The 17,255-nt window shown below is 72.4% G+C and carries 15 protein-coding genes; 8 read left to right on the top strand and 7 right to left on the bottom strand.

Annotated elements, in window-relative coordinates:
• Positions 1-477: 477 nt before the first annotated feature.
• Together ABZ374_RS19225 and ABZ374_RS19220 are read left to right on the top strand one after the other, a co-directional pair.
• The gene (locus ABZ374_RS19225) at positions 478-1,650 is read left to right on the top strand and encodes a ricin-type beta-trefoil lectin domain protein (protein WP_360312464.1); all 1,173 of its coding nucleotides are present in this window, start codon (positions 478-480) and stop codon (positions 1,648-1,650) included.
• Positions 1,651-2,314: 664 nt separating this feature from the next.
• On the top strand, positions 2,315-3,547 hold the full coding sequence (locus tag ABZ374_RS19220) for a sensor histidine kinase (RefSeq protein WP_360312462.1): 1,233 nt from the start codon (positions 2,315-2,317) through the stop codon (positions 3,545-3,547).
• A gap of 19 nt (positions 3,548-3,566) precedes the next feature.
• Here ABZ374_RS19220 and ABZ374_RS19215 read toward each other — a convergent pair whose 3' ends face one another.
• Together ABZ374_RS19215 and ABZ374_RS19210 are read right to left on the bottom strand one after the other, a co-directional pair.
• The gene (locus tag ABZ374_RS19215) at positions 3,567-4,952 is read right to left on the bottom strand and encodes a HAMP domain-containing sensor histidine kinase (protein WP_360312460.1); all 1,386 of its coding nucleotides are present in this window, start codon (positions 4,950-4,952) and stop codon (positions 3,567-3,569) included.
• A 44-nt stretch (positions 4,953-4,996) separates the two neighbouring features.
• Positions 4,997-5,737, bottom strand: coding sequence for a response regulator transcription factor (locus ABZ374_RS19210; RefSeq protein WP_360312458.1), 741 nt, complete (start codon positions 5,735-5,737; stop codon positions 4,997-4,999).
• Between the two features lie 300 nt (positions 5,738-6,037).
• Here ABZ374_RS19210 and ABZ374_RS19205 point away from each other — a divergent pair, with 300 nt between their 5' ends.
• Positions 6,038-8,302: an MMPL family transporter gene (locus tag ABZ374_RS19205; protein ID WP_360312456.1), complete on the top strand. Its 2,265-nt coding sequence runs from the start codon at positions 6,038-6,040 to the stop codon at positions 8,300-8,302.
• A gap of 11 nt (positions 8,303-8,313) precedes the next feature.
• Positions 8,314-8,745: a hypothetical protein gene (locus ABZ374_RS19200; RefSeq protein WP_360312454.1), complete on the top strand. Its 432-nt coding sequence runs from the start codon at positions 8,314-8,316 to the stop codon at positions 8,743-8,745.
• Between the two features lie 77 nt (positions 8,746-8,822).
• Here ABZ374_RS19200 and ABZ374_RS19195 read toward each other — a convergent pair whose 3' ends face one another.
• Positions 8,823-9,479 (bottom strand): TetR/AcrR family transcriptional regulator, encoded by a 657-nt coding sequence (locus ABZ374_RS19195; protein ID WP_360312452.1) that lies wholly within the window; start codon positions 9,477-9,479, stop codon positions 8,823-8,825.
• Between the two features lie 93 nt (positions 9,480-9,572).
• On the opposite strand from ABZ374_RS19195, the gene ABZ374_RS19190 reads away from it, so the two are divergent.
• Positions 9,573-10,544 (top strand): MBL fold metallo-hydrolase, encoded by a 972-nt coding sequence (locus ABZ374_RS19190; RefSeq protein ID WP_360312450.1) that lies wholly within the window; start codon positions 9,573-9,575, stop codon positions 10,542-10,544.
• A 117-nt stretch (positions 10,545-10,661) separates the two neighbouring features.
• Here ABZ374_RS19190 and ABZ374_RS19185 read toward each other — a convergent pair whose 3' ends face one another.
• The 4 genes from ABZ374_RS19185 to ABZ374_RS19170 all read right to left on the bottom strand — a co-directional run bounded on the left by ABZ374_RS19185 (position 10,662) and on the right by ABZ374_RS19170 (position 14,447).
• Entirely contained in the window at positions 10,662-10,883 is a 222-nt protein-coding gene (locus tag ABZ374_RS19185) for a hypothetical protein (RefSeq protein WP_360312448.1), read from the bottom strand.
• Between the two features lie 198 nt (positions 10,884-11,081).
• Positions 11,082-11,528: a hypothetical protein gene (locus ABZ374_RS19180; RefSeq protein ID WP_360312446.1), complete on the bottom strand. Its 447-nt coding sequence runs from the start codon at positions 11,526-11,528 to the stop codon at positions 11,082-11,084.
• A 78-nt stretch (positions 11,529-11,606) separates the two neighbouring features.
• A complete protein-coding gene (locus tag ABZ374_RS19175) occupies positions 11,607-12,515 on the bottom strand; it encodes a universal stress protein (protein ID WP_360312444.1) in 909 nt (302 codons plus the stop codon).
• Between the two features lie 228 nt (positions 12,516-12,743).
• Positions 12,744-14,447 (bottom strand): GAF domain-containing protein, encoded by a 1,704-nt coding sequence (locus ABZ374_RS19170; RefSeq protein WP_360312442.1) that lies wholly within the window; start codon positions 14,445-14,447, stop codon positions 12,744-12,746.
• Between the two features lie 249 nt (positions 14,448-14,696).
• Between ABZ374_RS19170 and ABZ374_RS19165 the strand changes: the two genes are divergently transcribed.
• The 3 genes from ABZ374_RS19165 (at position 14,697) to ABZ374_RS19155 (ending at position 17,238) form a co-directional block, all read left to right on the top strand.
• A complete protein-coding gene (locus ABZ374_RS19165; RefSeq protein WP_360312440.1) occupies positions 14,697-15,449 on the top strand; it encodes a response regulator transcription factor in 753 nt (250 codons plus the stop codon).
• 206 nt (positions 15,450-15,655) lie between these two features.
• Positions 15,656-16,003: a metalloregulator ArsR/SmtB family transcription factor gene (locus ABZ374_RS19160; protein WP_360312438.1), complete on the top strand. Its 348-nt coding sequence runs from the start codon at positions 15,656-15,658 to the stop codon at positions 16,001-16,003.
• Positions 16,000-17,238: a malic enzyme-like protein gene (locus ABZ374_RS19155; RefSeq protein ID WP_360312436.1), complete on the top strand. Its 1,239-nt coding sequence runs from the start codon at positions 16,000-16,002 to the stop codon at positions 17,236-17,238. The genes ABZ374_RS19160 and ABZ374_RS19155 overlap by 4 nt, the downstream gene beginning before the upstream one ends.
• The last annotated feature ends 17 nt before the right edge of the window (positions 17,239-17,255 follow it).

Below are 17,255 nucleotides of genomic sequence, written 5' to 3'. Positions count from 1 at the left end.
AAGCAGGCGGGCGAGGCCAAGGAGGAACTCCGCGTCGTCGACGTGGCCCAACTCCTCCTGCAATCCGTGCAACTCCCCGAACCACCGGCGACCGAGACCGAGCCGGAGGAGGCGACGGAGCCGGAACCGGCCAAGTAGCCGCAACCGCGCGACGGCGCCTGCCGGCTCGAAGCCCCCGCCCCCGACCTGTCGTCGGGGGCGGGGGCTTCTCGGGTTTCCGGCGGGGCGGGCGACGGGTGAACCGGTGGGCCGACCTCGCGACGCGCGCCGGCCGGTCGCGGGCCCGGTGCGGGCGTCGGCACCGATCCCGGCTCCGCTCGGTCGCGCATGAAGTGCCCCGATTCGTAATTGCCTTTCCGATATCGGAGTCGATGGGCATTTCGCTGTGTACCGTGGCTTCTCGATCGGCTCCGAGCGCAGCGTGGCTGCATGGTGACGAAGGGTTATGGAGCTTTGCGAGCTTCGGGAAAGCGTCGGATGGTATTGGTGGCCGGATTCGCGGCGGCGGCCGTGTTCGTGGGTGGTTTGCCGCCGTTCGATGCGGCGTTCGGCACGCAGGACGACTCGCCGCCGGCGGCGGTGGCGGGTGTCGAGCCGGAGTCGGCCGCCGTCGTGCCGGAGTCGGTCGGTGCGCCGTCGGCGGGTGCCGGGTGGCGGTCGGGTGGGGCGGTGCGGTTGTCGTCGAGCGGCTACACGTTCCGGTTCCACGATCGCAGGGCGGTCGCCTGGCTGGGTCCGTACGTCGAGCGCACGGCGGCCGAGTTGCGGCGGATCACCGGGTTGCCGATCGCGGTGGACACCGAGCCGGCCGGCGATGCGACCGCGCGCGGCCGGGGCGACATCGTGGTGGGCGTACTGCCGCACCCGTGCCTGGTGCCCGCCGACGGCGGCCCGTGGCGGGTGGTCACCGACGGAAGCGGCACTCCCGATTGGAGTTGCGGCTTCCATACCCGGGCGCTCGGGGACACGGTCGTCGGTGGACAGGCGTTCATCGACGCCTCCTTCTTCCGTGCGGACGGCACGCCGATCGCCCGATTCGGCGAGGCCGGCATGCGCAATCACATCAGCCACGAACTGGGCCACACCCTGGGCCTGGCCCATGCGGACGACGCACCGGGGGGCTGCCCCAAGGGTGCCGACTCGGCCGAACGCCCGGTGATGTGCACGTCATCCAACGGCTATCAGGACTCCCGTGCGGGCCGGTACGTCCAGCAGTTCGACGTCCAGGGCCTGCGGGCGCTCGCGGCGGCGGGCGCGCCGGTGCCGCCGCAGGGTCGGGTGGTCGGGATCGGCGGCCGGTGTCTGGAGGTCGAGGGCGGTACGGCCGCCAACGGCACCCCGATTCGGATCCGGGCCTGCGACCTCGGCCCGGGGCAGTCCTGGATCCTGGAACGGGACGGCACACTGCGGGCGTTGGGCAAGTGCCTCGACAACGCGGGCAATCGCCGCACCGACGGCAACCGGATCCAGTTGTTCGACTGCAACGACTCCGCCGCGCAGAAGTGGATGGTCGACGCACAGGGTCGGATCGTGCACGTCGCGAGCGGTGGGGTGCTCGACGTGGCCGGTGGGAAATCCGCGAACGGGACTGCGGTGCAACTGTATTCGGCCAACGGCGACAGCGGCCAACTCTGGCGCGTCCCGACCTAGGCAGGGCCGTGGCCGCCGGGTGCGCGGTGCCGCGGCGTGGATCGCGACGGGCTCCGAGAGTCGGGCAACCGACGGTTTGTGCCATTTGGCGCAACCTCGGAGGCCGGCTGATTTGCTGCCTTTTTCTTGCCGGGAACGGGCTCTAAAGTCGTGTTCACGGGTGGTGACGACACGATCACGCAGACGTGACGAGTCGGCGGCATCCTGGGGGGCGACCGTGATTCCCGTGTCACGCCGGGGTTGATGGTCGGAGGGGGGAGGGGCGTTCGACGACCCGTGCGACGGCTTGCGGGCGATGCTCGACGGGAGGGGGTCCGTCGACGTCGCGGGCAGGTGTCGAGGGTTGTCCCGCAACGCTTTCGAGGCCGGTACGTCGGGTGGCGTACCGTCTCGGATCCGTTCGTGCGGAGTCGACGGCGCACCGAGGTGCACGGGTACGGCGGCGCGCGCCGCCGTACCCGTCACCTGTTCCGCCGGTGTTCGTGGATGCCGATGTCCCGGACCGCGCCGGGGACTTGCTCGATGGGGGTGTCGTCAGCCTTCGGCCCGATGTCGGTGGCCGGTGTGAGGAGGAACGCCCCTGCGGTGTGCGACCTGGGAGGGATGAGCCCGCTCGCCGCGCCGGATGACGCCCGCTCGGGGTGGCCGACCGTAGCGTGCCGGTGTGCAAAAACTCTATGCCTGGCTGCGTGCGCACCCGCTGTCGGTGGACGCGATGATCGTGCTTCCGTTGTTGTTGACGAGTGCCGGTCAGGTGTACGACGACAACGCGCCGGGTGGCTTCACCCGTTGCGGGCACTCGATCCTCGTGGTGCTCTACTGCCTGGGCGCGACGTTGCGCAGGGCGCGCCGCCGGGCCGCGTTCGCGCTGGTGGCACTGGGCTGTGCGGGACAACTCGTGATGACGTCCGGGATGACCGTGGCGAGCTTCGCGGTGCCGATGGTGCTGTACGTGGCGGCCAAGTCCGGGACCCGTCGGCAGTCGCGAATCGCGCTGGTCTGCGTATTCGCCGTCCCCGTCACGTTCTACTGCGTGCGCCGGGGCAGCAGCCTGGACCTGAACGTGCGCGAGGCGGTGTTCGTCTACAGCTTCCTCACCATCACCCTCGGCATCGCCTGGGTGCTCGGCGACTCGATGCGCACCCGCCGCGCCTACTACGCCGAACTCGAAGAGCGGGCGGCCCGGCTGGAGTTCGAGCGGGACCAACAGGCGCAGATCGCCGCAGCGGCCGAACGATCCAGGATCGCCCGCGAGTTGCACGACGTGGTGGCGCACAACGTGTCGGTGATCGTGGTCCAGGCCGACGGCGCGAGTCGGGCCATCGACAACTCGCCGGACAAGGCGCGCGAGGCGCTGGACACCATCGCCCGCACCGGCCGCGAGGCGTTGGTGGAGATGCGCCGGCTGCTGGGCGTGCTGCGCGCGCAGAGCGAGACCGAGGCGCTGGTGCCCCAGCCGAGCCTGCGACACCTGGACGACCTGGTCGGCCAGGTCGCGCGGGCGGGCCTGTCGGTGGGCCTGGTCGTCGAGGGCGTGCCGATCGACCCGTCGCGCACCGTCGCCTCGACCGCCTACCGGATCATCCAGGAGGCCCTGACCAACACCCGCAAACACGCCGGTTCGGCCGCCACCGCCGAGGTCCTGGTCCGCTACCGCGAGGACGCGCTGGAGGTGCGGATCCGCGACGACGGGCGCGGGGCGCAGGCGCCGGGGGACGGGATGGGCCACGGCCTGATCGGCATGCGCGAGCGCGTCGCGATGCACGACGGCCGGCTCCATATCGGCCCGGGCCCGGACGGCGGTTGGACCGTGCACGTCGTACTGCCCTACGAGAGCGCCCACGACGCGGTGACGCGACCCGCCCGGTCGACACCGGAGACGGTGGTCGGTCCATAGACGGCGCAGTCGGGCCGGCTCAGGTCGGCGGGGGTGTCGAGCGGGTGTCGGGGAGGGCGGGCAGGCGTACCCGGACCACGGTGCCGCGCTCGGGCGCGGGGTCGATCCGGATGTCGCCGCGGTGCATGTCGACGATCGCCGCGACGATGGACAACCCCAGGCCGCTGCCGCCCTGGGCCCGGCTGCGGCTCTTGTCCGCGCGGTGGAAACGATCGAAGACGTGCGGCAGGTCGGCGGCCGGGATGCCCGGGCCGCCGTCGCGCACCGTCAGCAACACCCGATCGGCCTCGCGCCGCAGTTCGACCGAGGCCGGCGCGTCCGGCGGCGTGTGCATGCGGATGTTGCCGAGCAGGTTGGCCACCAACTGGCGCAGTCGATCCTCGTCGCCGAGCACCAGCACCGCCCCCGGGCCCGCGAGGGCGGTGTGGTCGAGCGGCCGGTCGGGCTCGACGGCGGCGGCGTCGCGGCACGAGTCGGCCACCACCCGGGCCAGGTCCACCGGTTCCAGGTCGATCTCCCGCTCCTCGTCCAGGCGCGCGAGCAGCAACAGCGCCTCGACCAGGCCGTTCATCCGACGCACCTCGGCGCGCATCCGAGCCACCGCGTCGTCCACCGAGGCCCGATCCGGGAGCGCGCCGCGCTGGTACAACTCGGTGTATCCGCCGATCGATTGCAGAGGCGTGCGCAACTCGTGGGAGGCGTCCGCGACGAAGCGCCGCAGCCGCTCCTCCGAGGTGTCCCGGGCCATGAACGCGGCCTGGATCCGGTCCAACATGCGATCCAGGGCGGTGGCCAACCGGCCGACCTCGGTCCGCGGGCCGATCAGCGGATTGTGCACACGCCGCGCGTAGTCGCCCGCCGCGATCGAGTCGGCGACACGGGCGGCCTGTTCCAACGGCCGCAGTTCGCGGCGCACGAACAGCGCGCCGAGCAGGCCCAGGGTCGGCAGCGCGATGCCCACGGTGATCAGCACGACGTACAGCGCGTGATCGGCCGCCTGTTCGGCGTCGTTCGTGCTCAACGCGACCAGGGCGGTACGCCCGTCGGTCAGATCCTGGATCCGGACCCGGAACCTCTCGTCCGAGCCGGGCTCGCCGGAGCGGGCGGTGACCGTGCGGCCGGCGGCCGGCAGCGTGCCGGTCAACTTCGGTCCCGGGCCGTGCGGCGGACGGCGGCCGGGGGCGGCCAGGGCGATGCGCAGGCCGCCGGGATACGTCAGCCACACGCCCGGATCCAGGCCGAGCGGCTGGTTGTTGCGTTCGCGCTGGTCCAGGGCTCGCAACGCGGCCACGGTGGTGTCGAGTTGGTTGTCCAGGCGGTCGAACAGCGAATCTCGCAATACGCCCACGGTGACCGCCGCACAGGTGTTGAGGACCACGGTGCAGACCAGGACGAGCACGATCACCAGCCGCCGGCTCAGCGGTTGCCGGCGTGTTCTGGGCCGCCGGCTCAGCACGGTGGGGTGCGCAGGCAGTAGCCCACCCCGCGACGGGTGTGGATCAGCGGGGTGCCCTGGCCGTCGTCGATCTTGCGGCGCAGGTAGCTGATGTAGGTGGCCACCACGGTGTCGTCGCCGTTGAAGTCGTAGGACCACACGTGTTCCAGCAGCCGGGCACGAGTCAGTACGTGGTCGGGATGCAGCATCAGGTAGCGCAGCAACCGGAATTCGGTGGGCGACAGATCGACGGGCCGGCCGCCGCGGCGCACCTGGTGGGCGGTGGCGTCGAGTTCGAGGTCGGCGACGCGAAGTACGTCGCCGCCCGGGTCGGTGCGACGGGTGCGGCGGAGCACGGCCTCGACGCGCGCGGTGACCTCGTCCAGGCCGAACGGCTTGGTGATGTAGTCGTCGCCGCCCGCAGTCAGGCCGCGGACCACGTCCTTGCGGGTGTCGCGCGCGGTGAGGAAGACCACGGCCACCGGGAGACCGTCGGAGCGCAGTCGGCGCAGCACCTCGAAGCCGTCGTCGTCCGGGAGCATCACGTCGAGCAGGATCAGCTCCGGCAGGAAGTCCCGGGCGACGGTGAGGGCTTGGCGGCCGGTGCCGGCGGTGCGGACGTCGTAGCCGACGAAGCGCAGGAAGCGGGCGACGGTGTCCACGATCGCGGGTTCGTCGTCGACGACCAGGAGACGGCCGCGATCCTGGGGTGCGGGGTGGGCGGGCCGGCCGGCCTGCGGGTCCGGGGGGCTCATCGGGGCCTTTCGGTCGAGTGGTCGGTGGTGGGTGGGCGGTCGGCGGGTGGTCGTGTGCGTACCACCGTGCCGGCATCCGCGCGGTGGTCGCGTGCGTGGGGTCGACGGGTGCTGCGGTGCGGTCCGCGACGGGTGCCGGCACCCGTTCAGGGTGTCGTACCAACAGGGGTCCGTTCTATGGGAGTTGCGTGTGAATGGCCCCGGCTGGGGCGGTTGTCGGCGGTTGCGGGACGGGTCGGCTCCTAGCGTGGTTCGCGTCGACCACCCCCGCCTTCGAAGTGCACCGTCCGGGAGTTCGTGATGTCCACGTTGTTGTATCGCCTGGGGCGCTTCGCCTATCGGCGTCGCCGGCTCGTCATCACCGGTTGGGTGCTGATCCTGCTGTTCGCGGCCGGTGCCGCGGTCACCCTGATGCGGCCGTTCGCGGCGCAGAACACCATCCCGGGCACCGAGTCGCAACGATCCCTCGACGTCCTGGAGGCCCGATTCCCCACCGCCGACGGCGCGGAGGGCCGGATCGTCCTCCGGGCGGCGGACCGCGGCACGATCACCGCGGGACCGGCGCGGCAGGCGGTATCGGCCGCCACCGCCGCAGCCGCCGCGCTGCCCGGGGTGGCCGCGGCCGAGGACCCGTACGGCGCCGGCGCGGTCTCGGCCGACGCGACCACCGCGATCATCGCGCTGACCTTCACCGAGAAGCAGGCCGAGGACGTCTCGGCGGCCACCCGGGACGCCGTCGAGGAGATCGCCGAGGGGGCCAGGGCACGCGGCCTGACCGTCGAACTGGGCGGCGACACGTTCGTCGAGCAGCCGGCGCCGTTCGGCGTCGGCGAGATCGCCGGACTGGTCGTCACGCTGGGCGTGTTGCTGTTCGTCTTCCGCTCGTTGCGCGCCTCGCTGGTGCCCCTGGCGACCGCGCTGGTCGGGGTGGTCGTCGGGGTGCTGCTGGTGCTCGCCGGCGGCCGTTTCGTGACCATGGACAGCAGTTCGCTCACGCTGGCGACGATGCTGGGTCTGGCGGTCGGGGTGGACTACGCGTTGTTCATCGTGTCCCGGCACCGGGATCAGGTGCGCGCCGGCGTGGAACCCGAGGAGTCGGCCGCGCGTGCGGTGGGCACGGCGGGGACGGCGGTGGTCTTCGCGGGCGCCACGGTGGTGATCGCGTTGGCCGCGCTGGCGGTGGTGCGGATCCCGTTCCTGACCGTGATGGGGGTGGCCGCCGCCGCCACCGTGGTGGTGGCCGTACTGGTCGCGCTGACCCTGTTGCCGGCGCTGCTGGGGGTGCTCGGGTCGCGGGTGGCGGCGAGTTCGATCCCGGCACTGCGCCGGTCGGCGGATCGGGCCGACGGCGGGCGGGGCGGCGCGGGCGACGGTGTGCGGGGCGGTGTGCGGGGCGGTGTGCGGGCGTCGGCGGGGCTGCGCTGGGTGCACGCGGTGACCCGGTCGCGGTGGGTGGTGTTGCCGTTGGGCGTCGCGGCGCTGGCCCTGTGCGCGCTGCCCGCCCTGGATCTGCGTCTGGGCCTGCCCAAGGACCGCAGCGACACCACGGCGGTACGAGCCCAGGACCTGGTCGACGCCGGCTTCGGCCCGGGCTATACCGGCGCGCTGATCGTGGTCGTCCAGGGCCCGAGGACGATGGTCGGGCCCGCGGCGGAGCAGGTCGCCGCCCGGGTGGCCGACCTGCCGGAGGTGGCCTCGGTGGCGCCGCCGGTGCCGAACGCGGCCGGGGACACCGTGCTGGTCAAGGTGATTCCGGCGACCGGCCCCGAGTCCTCGCGCACCCGGGACCTGCTCGACGACATCCGCCGGGCGCGCGATCCGATCGCCGCGGTCACCGGGACCCGGATCGACGTCACGGGCAGTACGGCGGTCGATCTGGACGTGGCGGCCAAGCTCGCGTCGGCGCTGCCGGTGTACTGCCTGGTCGTGATGGGCCTGGCGATCCTCCTGCTCACCGTGGTCTTCCGCTCGGTGGTGGTGCCGGTCAAGGCGGCGCTGGGTTTCCTGCTGTCGGTGCTCGGCGCGTTGGGCGCGGTGGTGGCGGTCTTCCAGTGGGGTTGGTTGTCCGGCCTGATCGGCCTGGACGGCACCGGTCCGATCGTGAGCTTCCTGCCCGTCCTGGTGATCGGCATCCTGTTCGGTCTGGCGATGGATTACGAGGTTTTCCTGGTCTCGCGGATGCGCGAGGAGTACACCCGCGGGCGGCCCGCGGAGGAGGCCCTGCGGGTGGGCTACGGCCACAGCGCGAAGGTGGTCACCGCCGCCGCGTTGATCATGATCTCGGTGTTCGGGGCGTTCGTGCTCTCCGACAACGGAGTGGTCAAGGGCATGGGTTTCGCGCTGGCGATCGGTGTCCTGTTCGACGCCTTCGTGGTGCGGATGACGCTGGTCCCGGCGGTGATGGCGATTCTCGACCATCGGGCCTGGTGGTTGCCCCGGCCACTGCACCGATTCCTCCCGCACATCGACCCGGAGGGCGCGAAACTCGCCCACCGACTCGATGCCGGGCCGCCGAACACGGCCGACGCGACCTCCGGGTCGGCCGCCGCGATGTCACGGGAGTGAGTGCACACGTGATGAACGAGACCGAATTCCCGCTTCAGGGGCCCGGCTTCCATATTCGCCTGGCGGAGTTGATCGAGGTGGTCCCGGACAACGACTGGCAGTGGAGCGTGTTGGAATGCATCGGCATCGGCACCATGCCATGGGAGATGAAAGCCTGCCGAACGGGCGAACTCGTGCTGGCCTCACAGGTCGGGTTCCTGATGTCCTGGCACGAGTTCAAGGAATTCGCGGACGGACTGGAATGGGCCGAGGACCTGCTCGTCGTCGCCGCGGAGTCGCGCGAACGCCTGAAACCCGAACAACTGCGCATCGACGACTTCTCCGACTGCCTGCTGACCCTGGAGGCATTCGCCAACACCACCTGGACGGTCACCGCCCACCCCCGCCTCTCCGACACCGTGGACATCGTCGAACTGCTCCGGAGCCGGTACGGGGGTAGCTGACGGGCACGACCGGCCACGCCGGGGCCGCAGGGCGGAGTCGGTCGCGGTGGCGCCGGTGAAGCCGCAGCCGTCGACGCCTACGGGCCGGCGTGGCGTTGCGAGTGGGCGGAGCGCGGGGTGGGCCAGGGCTGCTCCGGTGCTTGCTCCCGGACCAGGCCGGTCAGGACGGCGTCGACCAGTCGCTCCGCCTCCCGGTCGGTGGCGCGCGGGCCGTCGAGTTCGACCAGGCCGTCGGTGAGCAGCGTGGCCAACCCGTGCACGGCGGCCCAGACCACGAATTCGGCTCCCGGGCGGGCGGTGGAGGGCAGTTCGCCGGTGTCGACGAGCCGGTCCAGTTCGGCGACGAGCACGTCGTGGGGATGCGGGGAGATCGGGGTGCGTGGGTCGGACCGGCCGGCGGCGAAGGCCAACCGGGCGACCGCCGGGTCCTCCATGGCCCAGCGCACGTAGCTGCGGCCGTAGGCGATCAGACGCCGGTGGGGGTGGTCGCCAAAGGCGCGCCCGGCGGCCCGCCGCAGCCGCTCGCCGAGGCGGGCGATCACCCGTTCGGACAGGGTGCGCACGAGTGCGTCGCGCGAGGGAAAGTGATGGTAGGCGGCGCTCGGGGCGACGCCGACCCGGGCCGATGCCTCACGCAACGACCAGCCGTCGACTCCGCGTTCGCGTACGAGTGCCTCGGCGGCGTCGAGCAGCGCGGCGCGCAGCTCGCCATGGTGATAACGCTCTTTGCTCACCGGTGGATCTTAACAGCGTTCAGACGTGCGGTCCCGGATCGGTGTTATGGTCCATGGGTTGTCTGAACACTGATCAGATGGGATGGCCCGGGAATGTGCCCCGTTGAACCCTTCTCGAACGACTCGATCGCGGACACCGGACCGGCCGGTGGATCGGCGCCGCCGGACGTGCGCGACGCCCCGCCGCCGGTGGTGCGGGGCGAGCCGGTGGAGTTGTGCGCCGGTGTCTTCGTCATCCCCGACAACCGGGTACCGCTGGTGCCCAACATCGGGATCGTCGTCGGCGAGCGGGCCGCGCTGGTGATCGATACCGGCCTCGGTCCCCGCAACGGTGCCCGGGTGCTCGACCGGGCCAGGCGTTTGGCCGGCGACCGGCCGCTGTACCTGACCACCACGCACTTCCATCCCGAACACGGCTTCGGCGCACAGGCGTTCAAGGGTGCCGCGACGATCGTCTACAACCGGGCCCAGCGCGAGGAATTGCGCCGCAAGGGTGCCGGCTACACGGGCATGTTCGCCGGGCTCGGGCCGCACGTCGCAGCGGCCCTCGAAGGTGTCGAATCGGTTGATCCGGACATGGTCTACGCCGACGAGGCCGAGATCGATCTCGGCGGCCACATCGCGGTGTTGCGGGCTTCGGGGCCGGCGCACACCGGGTCCGACCAGACCGTGCTGATCGACGGGCGGGTGTTGTTCACGGGCGATCTGGTGGAGACCCGGATGTTCCCGATCCTGCCGTACTTCCCGCCGTTCGACACCGACGTCGACGGGAGCGGTTGGATCGCCCTGCTCGACCGACTGCTGGCCGACGAGCCCGAGATCGTCGTTCCCGGCCACGGCGAGGTCGCCGATGCCGGACTGATTCGCGAGGTTCGGGGCTACCTCGACCATGTGCGCGCCGAGACCCGGCGGTTGCGGGCGGACGGGGTCTCGGTCGACGACGCGGCGGCGCGGATCGATCGGGACGCGCGGGCCCGGTGGGCGACCTGGGACAACCCCGAGTGGATCGGCTTCGCGGCACGGGCCTTTTGGCACGCCGACTCGGGCGTCGATGCCAAGGGGTGAGGGAGCACGTCGGGCGTCCCCGCCGACCCGGGCGGGCGCGCGTCCGCGACGGGCCGCGCCCCGCCCGCCGACGGTCGTCGGTGGGCGGGGCGCGGTGGGTGCCGGTCGATCGGCCGGTCAGTGCGTGTAGAGGTAGATCAGGCCCTGGGGGCCGTTGGAGCAGAAGAAGCTCGGGCCCCACAGTTCGTAGCCCGCCACGCCCGCCGCGTGACACGCGGACTGCGTGTAGTACACACCGCGCACGTGGAACTCGCCGGCTGCGGCGGCGCTCGTCGCCGTGGCCAGGGGAAGCAGGACGGCGGCGGCGCCCGCGACGAGCAGTGCGATACGTTTCTTCACGTGCCAACTCCTTTGATTCGGAAGGCATTTGACAAGTTGTCAGATGGCTTCGGAGATGGTGCGATGCCGCTCGAATGCTAGTCGGGTGGAGTCGGACGGGTCCATGCCAATCGATGGAAAGGTCTAGGCCAATCTTTCGATCCGGTCGACGCCCTGCGAGGCCCGACCGGCGCCGCCCCGTGGTGCGACGGTGTTCGGTCAGGGGGTCCGGGTTCGCCCGGGTCGTGGCGGCGGGGGCAGGCTCCGTTCGATGGCGGCGACTCGTTCGAGCGCGCGGTGGATTTCCGCCGCCTCCCGCCGGTAGGTCGCCAGGGCCTGCGGGATGACGTGCACGGGGACCTGGTCCCTGAGCTCTCGGCGCAGGTCGGAGTAGCCCTGGCGGAGCTCGGCCAGCTCGGCCAGGAGGTGGTGTCGGGCCAGGCGTACCAGCAGCGCCGGGTATCGGCGCAGCACCTCGTGGTTGCGGTAGCCGGGTGGGCATACCTCGTACAGCGCTTCCACCGTGCGCGCATCGGGCCGGGCCGGCCCGGCCGGCTCGGGCCCCCCGTCCGGCGGGGCCTGGGTGCCGTGCCGGACCTTTTGGCGCGCGACGTCGAACCGGCTGGGCAGCTCCCAGGACGGCGTGGCATCGGCGATGTCGTTCATATGTTCGAATCATCGCATCTCGGATACCCCCCTCGGCAACCGGAAGGAAGCCGCCGCCGGCCCGTGCTCAGCGGGTGATCAACCGGTCACCGGGACGAGGAGGACGGGCGCCTCGGAGTGGTGCAGGACGGCGTGCGTGACGCGGCCCAGGTTGGGACCGAACCGGCCGGTCTTGCGGTGGGCGGCCAGCACGACCAGCGTCGCGTGGGCGCTCGCGCCGACCAGGGCGTGCGCCGGGGTGTCGAGGGCGACGTCCTCGACGACGGTGACGTCCGGATACTTCCCGCGCAGCGGCGCGAGCGCGGTGGTCACGGTGGCGTGGGCCACCTCGCGCCAGTCGTACAGGGCCGGGGCGTAGCCGGCGCTGCCCGCCATCATCGCCGGGTAGCGCCACACGTGCAGGGCCCGCAGCGGGAGGCCCTGGGACTGGGCCCGGGCGAAGGCGGCCTCCAGCGCGGCGGCGCAGTCGTCGTCGGACACGCCGACCACGATCGGCTTCGCGGCGTCCGTGCCGCTGGTGTCGTGATCGGGGTGCACGACCAGCAGCGGGCAGCGGGCCGCGGCCGAGACGGGCAGGCTGACCGAGCCGAGCAGCAGGCCGGCGAAGCCGCCCAGGCCCCGGCTGCCGACCACGAGCAGGGCGGCGCGGTCGCTCGCGGCCTCCAAGGCGTCCATGGCGTTGGCGAATTCGACGGTGGAACGGATGGACAGCTCGGGGTGGCGCAGCCGGGCACGTTCCGCGCCCCGCTCGACGATGTGGCGTGCTTCCTCGCGCAGTTGTTGGCCGAAGTGGTCGTCGGCGTGCCCGAGTTCGACCCATTCGAGCGCGTGCAGCACCTCCAGGGTGGTGTGCCGGCGCAGCGCCTCGTCCGCCGCCAGGTCCACGGCCCGCTCCGCGCCGGGCGAGCCGTCGAAACCGACGACGACGTGCCCGCGCGGGGGAGTCGACTGGGAGGTCGAACCGGTGGATTCGGCTGCCTGGTTCACGGCGGATCCCTTCGGTGTGCTCGGCGGCCCCGGTGGGCCGACCTGTGATCAGTCTCGGTGGTCGGGCGGACCGGGCCCAGGGCCGGAGGTCCCGCTCCGAGTGAGCCGGTGGGCCTGCTCGGCGTCGAGGAGCACCCACCGCGTACCCCGGGTGCCCGGGTGTCGAATCCACCGAGCCCGCCCGACCGCCGGCCACGCGGCGCGGCCGACGACCGCGCCCCGCCCCGGTCAGTCCAGGGGTACCCGCCAGTCCAGCAGCGAGCCGGCGTCCGGGGCCGGCCCGAACGAGCAGGTGCCGCCCAGGGTTTCGGCACGTTCGCGAAGGTTGGCCAGGCCGCTGTCGCGGGTGCGGTCGGCCGGCGGGCCGACGCCGTCGTCGCGCACCCGTACCCGCACCTGCTCGGCGTCGGCCTCGACGTGAACGTCGACGCGGCCGGCGTGCGCGTGGCGGGCGGCGTTGGCGAGTGCCTCGCGCAGGACGGCGACGACGTGGTCGGCGGTCGGTTCCGGTACCCGGGTGTCCAGCAGCCCGTCCACCCGCAGCGTCGCCGAGAAGCCCAGGACCGGGCCGGCCGCGTCGACTTCGCGCAGACAGCGGGAGCGCAGGCCGGCGCCGGTCTCCCGGTCGCGGGCCTTGAGGGAGAAGATGGTGGAACGGATCACCTTGATGGTGTCGTCGAGTGCGTCGACGGCGGTCTCGACCCGTTCGAGGGCTTCGGGGTGATCGATGAAGCGGGTGGCGCTCTGCAGCGTCATGCCGGTGGCGAACAGGCGTTGGATGGCCAGGTCGTGCAGGTCGCGGGCGATCCGGTCGCGGTCCTGGAAGACGGTCAGCAGTTCGGCGTCGCGGCGCCGCTCGGCGATCTCCAGGGTGAGCGCGGCGTGATCGGCGAAGCCGGTCACCATGCGCACGACGGCGTCCGACAACTGCGGCCGGTCGGTGCGGTTGGCGACCAGGAGCACGCCGCGGATGCGTTCGGGAGTGCCCAGCGGCAGCAAGAAGGCCGAGCCGAGGTCGACGCCCGTCGCGGTGGCGACCACCACGCCCGGGTGCCGGCCCAGGTCGGCGGTGACGGTCGTCTCGCCGGAGTTGAACACCTTGCCCAGCAGGGTGCCTTCGCCGGACAGGACGAGTCCTCGGACCCGGTCGGCGGCGACCCCTTCGGCGGCCTCGACGACCAGGTCGGGCGTGCCCGGGACCGGAACGGCCAGGGTGACCAGGTCGGCCTCGGCCATCTCCCGGACGGTCGCGGTGAACGAGCGCAGCACGTCCGCGGGGTCGTCGCCGGAGAGCAGGCTGCGGGTGAGTTCCGAGCTTGCGGTGAGCCAGTGTTCGCGACGGCGCACGTCGTCGTACAGGCGGGCGTTGTCGATCGCGACGCCGGCCGCGGCGGCGAGGGTGCGCAGGACCGCCTCGTCGTCCTCGTCGAAGTCGGTGCCGCCGCGTTTCTCGGTCAGGTACAGGTTGCCGAAGACGGTGTCGCGGATGCGGATCGGTACGCCCACGAAGGTGTTCATCGGCGGGTGACCGGGTGGGAAGCCGAAGGAGTCGGCGTGTTCGGTGAGGTCGTGCAGGCGCAGCGGGTGCGGGTCGCGGATGATCAGGCCGAGGATGCCGCGCCCGGTGGGGAAGGGGCCGATACCCAGGATCGTGTCGGCGTCCATGCCCACCGGCAGGAACCGGGCCAGTCGTTCCTCGTCGCCGATCACGCCCAGGGCGCCGTACTCGGCGTCGACCAGGGTGGTGGCGGATTCGACGATCCGGCGCAGCACGGTCTCCAGGTCCAGGTCGCTGCCCACCGACAGCACGGCCTCCAACAGTCCGCCCACCCGATCCCGGGTCGCGCGGACCGCCTCCACGTGCGCCTGCAGCTCGTCCAACAGCTCGTCCAGGCGCATGCGCGGCAGCGCGGGTCGCTCGTGCGACGCCACAACCCCTCCAAGACCTCGGTGATTCATCGGGACATTTCCGAGGCCCATGGTGTCAAACGCCGACTCGCCGGCCACCGCCGCGGGGCGGCGGCCCGTCGTCGCGGACGGGCCGATCGGCGTGCACCGTGCCCCGACGGGCCCCGGTCATTCGGGACTTCCGGCCCTGTTCCGTGCGGTCGCCGGGTGTGAGACTGAGGGCGCGCCGACCCGACCGGGTGTGTCGCGTCCGCAACTCCCGGGGAGCACAGCATGGAAGCCGGCCGCACCACCGAAGCCGCCGCCGGAGTACGGCTGCCGCGTGATCCGGGCGCCGCGGGCATGCCCGTGCCACAACCCGCGAGCGGGCAACCGGGCGGCACCATCCGGGTGTTCCTGCTGGACGACCACGAGATCGTCCGGCGCGGGCTGGCCGACCTGCTCGGGGCCGAGCCCGACATCGAGGTGGTCGGCGAGTCGGCGTCCGCGCAGGAGGCGATCCGGCGCATCCCGGCACTGCGCCCGCACGTGGCCATCCTGGACGGGCGACTGCCCGACGGCAGCGGGGTCGACGTCTGCCGTGCGGTGCGCTCGTCCTTCCCGGAGATCAACGCGTTGATCCTGACCTCGTACGACGACGAGGACGCCTTGTTCTCCGCGATCATGGCCGGCGCGGCCGGCTATGTGCTCAAGCAGATCAGGGGCAGCGAACTGGTGCGCGCGGTACGGGAGATTGCCGCCGGCCGGTCGCTGCTCGATCCGGCGGTCACCGCGAAGGTGCTCGAACGGGTGCGGACCGGATCGGGCGAGGATCCCCGGGTCGCCTCGCTCTCCGACCAGGAACGCCGCATCTTCGACCTGGTCGCGGAGGGCCTGACCAACCGGCAGATCGCCGAGCGCATGCATCTCGCGGAGAAGACCGTCAAGAACTACGTGTCGACCATGCTGCACAAGCTGGGCTTCGAACGCCGCGTCCAGGCGGCGGTCTTCGCCGGCACCCTGCCGCAGCACCGCGCGCGCGACTGAGCGGAGCGACGCGGTGACGCGGCGGCGCGCCCACCGGGCCCGCGAGGCGCCCGGGTGCTTGGGCGTGCAGGCGTGCGTGCGCTCGGGCGGGCCGGCGGGCGGCGCGCTCGCCCCCGTGGTCGATCACTCGGAGCGCGAGTTGCTAAAGTCTGCAATTGCTCAATCCGTGCCGACCGGGCGCGGCGCGATCGGAGGGACGTGGAGCGGTGAGCACCCCGCTGTACGAACTCAAGGCCGAGTTCTTCAAGACGCTCGGCCACCCGGCCCGGATCCGGGTGCTGGAGTTGCTCAGCGAACGCGAGTACGCGGTCGCCGAAATGTTGCCCGAGGTCGGCATCGAGGCGACGCGGCTGTCCCAGCAGTTGGCCGTGCTGCGCCGGGCGAACCTGGTGGCGGTCAGCCGTCGGGAGGGTTCGAGCGTCTACTACACGCTCACCAGCCCCCAGGTGGCCGACCTGCTCGCGGTCGCCCGCCGGATCCTGACCGGCCTGCTCACCGACCGGATGGGACTGCTCGAGGACCTGCGCGCGACCACCCCCCGAGCCGCTCCGTGAATCGCGACCTGCCCGGATCCAGGCCCGCGACCAATCCGGCCTACAGCCTTCGCATCCACGTGCCGCCGGGCGCCGCCGGCCTGGTCGCGACCGTACTCGCCGAAGCACCCGGCACCGTGGCCAGTCGCCTCGACGAGCCGGACGCGATGGGCACGTGTCGGATCACCCTGGACGCGGACGGCCCCGGCACGCTCGCCTGGCTCACCCGGACGCTGGCCCGGCGCCTGGGCGCCGACCTGCTGCATACCCAGGACCCGGTGTTCGCCGCCGCCTCCACCGGCAAGTTGACCCTGCGGGTGTGCGCGGCGACCACCACCGGTCACGACATCGCCCTGCTCGACGCCGACGCCGACCGCCGGGTCGTCTCGCACCTGGCCGCACACCCCGATCAGACCGATCACTACACCGGACGACGGCACCGCGTCGCGTTGATCAGCGACGCCAGCGCCGTCCTGGACTTCGACGCGCTGCCCGCCGACGCCGCGCTGCCCGCGCTCGAATCCCAGGCTGTACACCTGCGCAGGGCCACCGGGCTCGACGTCTTCCCGCTGCCCATCGCCACGCCGCAGGTCGAGGACATCGCCCAGGCGGTCCGGCTGCTCGCCCCCGGTTTCGCCGCCGTCGTGCTCGTTCACACCCGCCCCGAACACGTGTCGACCACCCGGACCATCCTCGGCCCCACGCCGCCGGTGCTCCTGCTCGACACGCTCAACGACGGCCTCGCCGTGGCCATCGCCGCCGCGACGGTCAACGCGCTGGTCAACCGGGGGGTCAACCCGCTGAGCGGGCGCGTGGTGCTGGTGGATCCGGCGCGGGGCGGGGACCTGACCGGGTTGCTGATCGCCTCCGGCATCGCCGACCTGACCCTGTTCGACCCCTTCGGTCCCGGAGCCGGCACGTTGGGGGTGGTCGCCGCCGAGGCCGACCTGATCGTCGACCTCACCGGACTGGCCACGCCGCCGGAGGGTGTCCCGGTCCTGCGGGCCCGGCCCGAGGCACCGCCGCGGTTCGCGGCGGCCACCACCGGCCCGCGCCCGTTGCACGCGCTGCCCGGACTGCTCACGGCGGCCACCACGACCCGGCGGTCGATCACCGCGCTCGCCCGGGTCGCCGCGGTGCACGCGTTGATCGAGGGCACGCCGCGCGACGCGCTGCTGCCCGCGCCGGACCAGCCGGGCCTGGCGGCGTCGATCGCGGCGGCGGCCACCCACGCCCTCACCGTCGACTCGGGCTGAGCCGGGTCGCGCGGGAG

It is taken from the genome of Embleya sp. NPDC005971, assembly GCF_040629175.1.
In the GTDB taxonomy this organism is placed as follows: Bacteria; Actinomycetota; Actinomycetes; order Streptomycetales; family Streptomycetaceae; genus Embleya.
Note: the sequence above shows the minus strand (reverse complement) of the source record. Positions and strands in the feature narration are given on the sequence as shown.